The organism is Nitrosospira sp. Nsp14, from assembly GCF_900113575.1.
Lineage (GTDB): Bacteria > Pseudomonadota > Gammaproteobacteria > Burkholderiales > Nitrosomonadaceae > Nitrosospira.
The window spans coordinates 44,950-52,585 of the sequence record NZ_FOPV01000020.1; the positions used below are offsets into that span (position 1 = coordinate 44,950).

At 49.0% G+C, this 7,636-nt stretch carries 5 protein-coding genes; 3 read left to right on the forward strand and 2 right to left on the reverse strand.

Going from position 1 to position 7,636, the window contains the following annotated elements:
- Positions 1-113: 113 nt before the first annotated feature.
- Positions 114-524, reverse strand: coding sequence for a hypothetical protein (locus BM022_RS12750; RefSeq protein ID WP_091139850.1), 411 nt, complete (start codon positions 522-524; stop codon positions 114-116).
- A gap of 250 nt (positions 525-774) precedes the next feature.
- On the opposite strand from BM022_RS12750, the gene BM022_RS12755 reads away from it, so the two are divergent.
- The 3 genes from BM022_RS12755 (at position 775) to BM022_RS12765 (ending at position 4,403) form a co-directional block, all read left to right on the forward strand.
- The gene (locus tag BM022_RS12755) at positions 775-2,022 is read left to right on the forward strand and encodes an O-antigen ligase family protein (protein WP_256209168.1); all 1,248 of its coding nucleotides are present in this window, start codon (positions 775-777) and stop codon (positions 2,020-2,022) included.
- A 152-nt stretch (positions 2,023-2,174) separates the two neighbouring features.
- The gene (locus BM022_RS12760; RefSeq protein ID WP_091139851.1) at positions 2,175-3,347 is read left to right on the forward strand and encodes a glycosyltransferase family 4 protein; all 1,173 of its coding nucleotides are present in this window, start codon (positions 2,175-2,177) and stop codon (positions 3,345-3,347) included.
- A 99-nt stretch (positions 3,348-3,446) separates the two neighbouring features.
- A complete protein-coding gene (locus tag BM022_RS12765; RefSeq protein WP_091139854.1) occupies positions 3,447-4,403 on the forward strand; it encodes a glycosyltransferase family 2 protein in 957 nt (318 codons plus the stop codon).
- 54 nt (positions 4,404-4,457) lie between these two features.
- Here BM022_RS12765 and BM022_RS12770 read toward each other — a convergent pair whose 3' ends face one another.
- On the reverse strand, positions 4,458-6,773 hold the full coding sequence (locus BM022_RS12770) for a glycosyltransferase (protein ID WP_091139857.1): 2,316 nt from the start codon (positions 6,771-6,773) through the stop codon (positions 4,458-4,460).
- Between the last annotated feature and the right edge of the window lie 863 nt (positions 6,774-7,636).

The following is a 7,636-nucleotide window of genomic DNA, read 5'->3' on the forward strand; positions in this document are numbered from 1 at the left end:
GGGGCACTCGGGCCCTTTCCCAACCATCGTTGGCTACCCCATGTACTTAGGTGGTTGGACGTGCAACAACTCCCAGGCGCGTCCCCGCCATTAAATCGCGGCTGGGTATTTGCCTAATAACCCGGATTGCCAGGCATGGTTCCTGCAGGCGGCGCCAGCGTTGGAGAGGGCGAAGAAGAGCTGCGTTCTACTTTTTGCCGCCCTGCGGTAGCATCCTGGTTTACCTTTTCTATCGCGTCGTTAATACGCTTCTGCTCACCGGTTGCTGCGTGATTAATAGCCGCGCTGTCGGCGTTTGCCTCTTTCACCATGCAGTCGTGATACGCCAGCAGCTGCTTCTGCCACTCATTGATTGCCCCGACGCTCTTATTGAAAGCATCCGCGGAGCTTGAGTCGATGCTGGGTGTCTGGGGCCTCGCACCGCATCCCGCAGGGGACCAGCCCTCTGGTCCAATAACGCCCGCATGGGCCGTGAATGCGGTAGTAAACGCAAATGATGCGACAACAAGAATGAGTGATCTCATAGTAAATTTTCCTTTATGTATATTCAGTCCATTTTAACCTGGTGGTTCGCGGAAGCCGCTTTTAAGGATAGGTGAAAGACGGCCGAATCGGGGGCGCGGGCGAAGTATCCCTTTCCATTCTATCCGTAACAGAACCAATCTTGGCATATTGCCGCCGGGCTGATCGAGCTGGGCCTACTCGGATCATCGCCCCAGGCAGCCCACATAAGTTATGATACCGCCGCCTATGACTTCCTCTACTTCCTGAAACGTGGCAACTTCCGCCCCCCCGCCAGCCCTGTTGCAAGGCGCCGACGCCTGGCGCAACGCGCTGGCAAAGTTCGCACTCCTGTTCTTTGGCATTGCCCTGTGGCACAAGGGCCTGAGTTTTTATGCCTACTATCTTCTTCCGATCGCCTGGGTCCTGGATGGTGCTTTAAGCCGGTTCAGACAGACAACGAAAGAGCCGCTGGTTGTCGCCCTGCTCGTTCTCTGCCTAGTCCTCGCATTGGGAATTCTATGGAGCGACGATCCCAAGGCCGGGTTGAAGGTGTGGCGGCGCTATTTCGCATTTCTGGTTTTTATTCCCTATTTTTCCCTTTTGACTAAGGCCCGGCTCCCCTGGGCGATCTTCGGCTTGTTGACTGGCTATTTCGGCGCCGTCGCGGCAGGTATCTATCAGCTGCTCATTGTCGGAGAGCAAGGAATTCCACCGCTGGGCATGCCTTACCTGCACTTCTCCTCCGTCCTGGGGATCGGAGCACTAGTGACTCTTTATCTTGCTGGCGTCAGCGGAAATAAAAAGGCCAAACTTGCGTTGTGGCTGCTCGCAATCATATTGCTGTTTCTCCAGTTCAGTCAGAGCGCACGCGGAATTCTTATCGCTACAATTGCTTCAGCGGCGATTTTACTTTTTTTGCTATACAAACGGGAGATCAAGACGTTTCTCGGCATGATGGCATTGCTGGCGGCAGCGGTTTCAGTTTTTGCTTACAACAGCAGCAATTTCCAGCAAAGGCTCGCGCAGGCGAAAGATGACATCGAATTATCCAGAGCGGGAAACTATGGCAGCAGCGTCGGATACCGGCTCGCGCTGTGGGATATCGGCCTGCACGGAATTGCCGAACGCCCTCTTCTCGGTCATGGCACAGGCATGGCAATAAACTACTTCGAAAAAAACGTGGAGACCTACAAGGGCGGCATCTACAAAAACCTGCGGGAATTCCACGACGATATCCTTCATTACCACAATGACTGGATAGAAATTGGAATGCATCTCGGCGCGCTCGGCTTGGCAGCTTATGCGTATTTATTGTGGAGCTGGTACAAGACATTCAGCTTGCACCGGATGGCTTCCTTGGGAGCGGCGCTGGTCTGTTTTATTTTTCTTTGCGGCGTGACAGATAATCTTGTTTTCTTTCGGCAGACCTTCTACCTGCTTCTTGTGCTTACGGCCATCGGAATTGCCTGGCAAAAATGGAATAATATGCCTTCCCTGGGCCCTGCACCGCCTCCTTGAGGAGTTGATGGACATGTTCTTCCCATCCCGCTGGCTTCAATAGCAGCAACCCAGAATCATGCTAAAACCTTACCGCCCGGATGGGGTAATATGAGAACTCGAACGGAGTGTATTCCTCCTGTACACGTCCGATTGCGAAGGAACGCAGGTTGATGCGTGTCTGCTTTGTCTCTCATACAGCCGCGCGCAATGGTGCGGAACTCGCATTGCTGGAGCTGTTGCAAGGTCTCCATCGATTAGGTGTCCAATGCCTGGTGTTCGTACCAAAAAAAGGTCCGCTCCTCGAAGAGCTCGACAGGCTGAATATCGAATGGCGGTTAATAAGTTATCCCTGGTGGTGGAAATTGAGGGGAAAATCTCTCCCCCGCCGTCTTTTTCGGACCCTTCACGGGTTGACTGCTGCCGCGCGCATCGCAATAGTGCTGAGGCGCTGGCGCTGCGATGTTGTTGTCACCAATACCGTTGCGGTCGCCGCGGGGGCATTCGCCGCCTGGCTGGCACGCAAGCCGCACGTTTGGCACCTGCACGAGTCCCCGTATCGCGACACCAGAATAACATTTGACCTCGGGAACCGTTTGTCAGCGCGCCTCATAGAGGAGTTGTCCGCACGCATTGTCCCGGTTTCGAGCGCAGTAGCCAATGAGTATTCGCGCTACATCAAGCGAGACAGGATGCGTGTCGTTTATCAATCCGTCACCTTGCACGTTGGGATAGAGGAAGGGCTTGATCGCAATCCTGGTAATACTTGTTTTCAGTGTTGCATGGTTGGCTCGATACAACCGTGGAAGGGGCAGGACGAGGCAATTAAGGCCTTGTCCGAGCTAGTCCGTAGAGGCGTTGATGCTCATCTACTCATAGTCGGCGATGAGAACAGGTTCTTTACGGCTTCTCTGCGTGAGCAGGTGAGGGACTACGGCCTCGAACAGCGGGTTACGTTTACTGGGTACGTAAAAGAGCCGGTGCGCTATATACACATTGCCGATGTCACACTGTTATGTTCCGCCTGGGAGGCTTTTGGGCGCGTAATCGTGGAGACAATGCTGGCAGGAAAGCCCGTTATCGCCACTGCAAACAGCGGCGGAACAGCCGAACTGATTGAAGAAGGGAAAACCGGCCTCCTGTATGAGCGCGGCAATCACAATGAGCTTGCCGATAAGATACAGTATCTGTATGAGAACCCCAAAGTTCGATCAAAGCTGGGACAAGCGGGCTACGCGTGGGTGATGGGACGTTTTACTCAGGAGCGGTACGCGAGCGAAATGCTCGATCTTTTTACGGAAGTGCTGGCGAAAGGGAACGTGTCGACAGATTCAATACCCTCTTAATTTTTCCGTAATAAAACCTTGTGATGGTGCCTCCCTAATCGATTTCTTCGACACTATTATTTGCTAGCCCCTCGTGACGCTGTGATCGGCTGAGGAAAAATGACTACACCGCTCTCATTATCGGTCGCGCTCGCCAGCTATAACGGCGAACGCTACATCGGCGAGCAACTGGACAGTATCGCCCGCCAAACGCGACTACCGGACGAACTGGTAATCTGCGATGATGCATCGACCGACTCCACAGAGGTCATCGTGCGAGAATTCGCCCGGCGCGCGCCCTTTGCGGTCCGCTTCCTCCAGCATGAGCGAATGGGTAGCACACGCAACTTCGAGTTGGCCATAGCCGAGTGCCGGGGCGATATTATCTTCCTTTGTGATCAGGATGATGTGTGGTATCCAGATAAGGTAAAGACCATCGAAGCTGTTTTCATCGACAGACCAGAGACCGGTGCAGTATTTACGGATGCCGACGTGGTTGACGAGAATTTACAACCTCTCGGGTCGCGATTATGGAAGTACTTTAGATTTAAACCGAAGGAGCAGGCACAGGTCGAAGCTGGCGATGCGCTCAGCGTGCTGCTCAGGCACCCGGTGGCCACCGGCGCAACCATGGCCTTTCGTTCCAGTTTTCGCGATTTTCTGCTGTCGATGCCGCCCACGTGGCACGATGCGTGGATCGCTCTGCTTATCGGCACCACATCTCATCTGGTTGCATTGCCAACTCCGCTTATTGCTTATAGGCAGCACGGCCATAACCAGGTCGGAATACCGCGACCGGGCAGAAATCGGGATAAAACCGTTGAGGAAATCTACGGACCACGAGTGTTGCTATATGAAAGAGCACGGGCGCGTCTACTGGAATTTGCCGATCGCTTTCCGACTGATGCGGAAAGGATTTACCTGTTCAATGAAGTTATAAAACTTCTCCGAGCGCGCGCTACGTTACCGATTGACCGATGGCGACGCCTACCGATGGCTCTACAAGGGTTGATTGCATACCGATATCACCGATATGCTTATGGATGGGGAAGCTTCCTCAAAGATTTGTTCCGATAAAAAGATGCTGCTGTTTTTCTGTTTAGGGCTGTAGAAAATAGAAAATCCCACCCTTTAGTTGGGGTGGACGGTTGTCTCGCTCAGAGAGGTTGAGCCATTTTTTATTAATTCAAGGTAAACAGATTCGTACTTCTTAAATAAGGTTACTGGGTCAAACTTTGCCGCGGCTTCAGGTACTTTTTGCAGGTGATCAAGGTACAGATTGGTGTTTTCAACGTACTTAACAATGAGGCTAGCGACATGGGAAATAGGAATGGTCCAGTTGTTTAAGTCGAATACCATTCCAGCATGACCTTTACTGGTTGATATCATGTTTTCAATTTCACCCAAATTACTCGCCAATATGGGGCGGTTAGAAAGAAGGCATTCGATTAATACGAGAGGAAAGCTTTCTGCTGGGTAGCGTGAGGGCAAAAAGCCGAGATCAGACGTTGCAAAGTAATCGCGAACATTTCCTCGAAATCCTATTAAATGTACAAAATTATCTTCAACAATAAACCTAAGTCGCTCATATTCTGGCCCCGTACCTATAAGTAGCAGGTGAATATTTTTCTTACTGATTTTACGTGCTAATTTTACAATCTCAATAGCCTCCCCCCAGCCTTTCTCAGGGATGGCTCTACTAACCAAACAAATTAGGAACGCATCTTCTGGAACCCCCAATGTTTGGCGAGGAACAGGTGTTATCGGAATTATGTCCAAGGCGTTACCAATCTTTACGAAACTGCCAAGATCGAATTGATGGGACATGAATACCGGAAGGTTTTTATCCGTTAAATACACGAACTTGTTCACCCTCTTTTTGAGCAGTGGAAAAATTTGAGCCAACACAGCGGGAGGCGTCATCTCATATATGCCGTGGGTGGTAACTACTAAATGAATGTGAGGACTATTCTCCAGAAAATAGGAAACACATACGTCGACCCATGAATGGTGTGAATGCACAAGCTCTATGCCCATGTCATCAACAGCCGACCCAAGCTTTGAAAGGGTATCAAGCTCTAGCAGGGGTATACTCGGATGAAGCATTTGCCTTATGCCGGCTTCGGTGGGCGCTTTATGGCAATTTAGAAAAGTAATCCCATAACCGGCAGCCTTTAGGATATTGGCGAGTTTGATTGGAAATGTTTCTCCCCCACCTGCGGTTAAAGCGAAAGAGGCCATCAGTATATTTGGCTTGTGCTCCGCGGCGTTCTTTTGGATTCGTTCGTAGTCGTAGCATTTTTTAAATGATTCCTCAGAGCAATCCATACGAGAAGCAAGCCATAACGATTTCAAAATCCGCCTTTGTCGTATTACTACGTCCACTTCTAGTCGATACAAGGAGGTTAGTGCTTTTGCAACTTGCTCGTGCTCTTGATAATAAAAATCAGTACGACACGCATTTTCCTCGACGTCATTTTGATACAAGGGAATGTAATTCGTGGCGTGAGGAGAGTAGGCGACGAGCCCTCCACGAATCAGATGTAAATAGAGCATCCAGTCGCGACATATTGTCATTCGTTGCCAATTTTTATTATTTAGCAATTCGAGTTTCCGGGGGTGACGAAAAACGGTACTACTGATTCTTGGCAAGTTAGTCTTGATGAACCAGGCTTTATTTACCAAGCGGTGGGCGGATATTACAAATGGATCGGGCCCTAACTCAAAGTGTAGCTTCTGTGAATGCTCCTTTGAGTTGTGCATTGATTTAGCAAACCTACTATCCCCGCATACACTGAGGCCGAAAGCAAGCATTACTGCCTCATTTATAAAACATCTTACGAGTTCTGCCAGGAAGTTATAGGAACAGTAACTGTCGCTTTCGGCTATCCATATCAAATCCCCTCGCGCCATGGTAAAAGCGCGACTCCATTGACCCATAGTCACAGAATTTTTTTCATAAAAGGCATAGCGTGTCACCTGAGGATAGCGATATTGATATTCTTCGAGAATATCTTTACTCCCATCCGTCGAACCGCCATCCAAAAGAATGACCTCAAAATTGGTGAATGTCTGTTGATAAATCGAGTTGAGTCGTTGCCGTAGAAACTCAGCCTGATTGTAGCTGAACACAATGACTGATACTTTGGGACTGAAATTGGCGGCAATAGGCGCGGCAGTCGGATAAAGACTTGTGGAAATAGGAATGTGTGATGAACGGTCTCGGTATAAATACTGTTTTCTCAGATACAGCGTCAGTTTCTGGAAAAGCAGTTCATGCAGTAAAGGAAATACTGGCATGACAATTTTAGCTGAAAGGTCTTTGGTCCAAATATAGCAGCGGCGAATCCAATTGTTAGATACATATTGCTTTACTAAGAATTTTGCTGTGGCTCTGATAATGTGCCGACCTCCGCGCTCAAGCGGTTTCAACTGGTATTTGTGCATACTTGCCTATTCTCAATCACAAGGCCGCAATATGGAAACGAGCTATATTGAGCGGCGCGGGTTGTCTGCCTTTTTTGAATGCGAGGAGAAACGTCGAAAGGGGATAGTGTCGTAGCAATCGTGAGCGTCAAATACGATGTAGAAGATACCGAACGAATTTTGCTTGTGCGTGGGAGTCGGTTTGCTAATGAAAAGCTACCTTTGGAGAAGAAGAGTCCTGGCTATAATACATGAGCTTAGTAATCGGATTAGTCCAGCACCGTTAGTACTCAGTTAAATGGTCGTGAAGTTCAAATTGAATCTTAGCGGCAGTTACGCTAACACTAGCAAAATTTTTGAAAATTATTGTCACTCTTTCGAAAGGGAGCATATTAAACGTGAAATTAGATTTAGCTAAGCAACTATGTTAAGAAAACCGAGCCCACGTATCTCCACCTACTCGTTATGTGAACCGACCTCGCTCATAAAGTTTTCGAAAATTTGGGTGAAGAACATTTGGAAGTTTTTCCTCGGACGCAAACGGTTTCTTTTAATTACTCCACCCTTTTTCAAGATTCAGTTAGCATTTGATCGTTGCAATAACTCCATGTTTACCGTACAGATCAGAGACGCAATCGACTGGTGCACAACTAAACAGATCTATATAGATCAAGATTATAGTTTTAAGAGCCTGAAGCGCCGAGAAGATATTGAAGGGTATTACAATTTGCTAAAGAGGGAAGGAATATCTCCATTAATTGTCGACTGTGGCGCCAATATCGGATTAGCTGTAGTAGTTTCGATTTAATCTGACAGTAGGGCCTTGCCAAAGGTGGGGTTACCCGGTTTGATAGAGGTGCGAATCTTTATCAAATTGAGCGCTG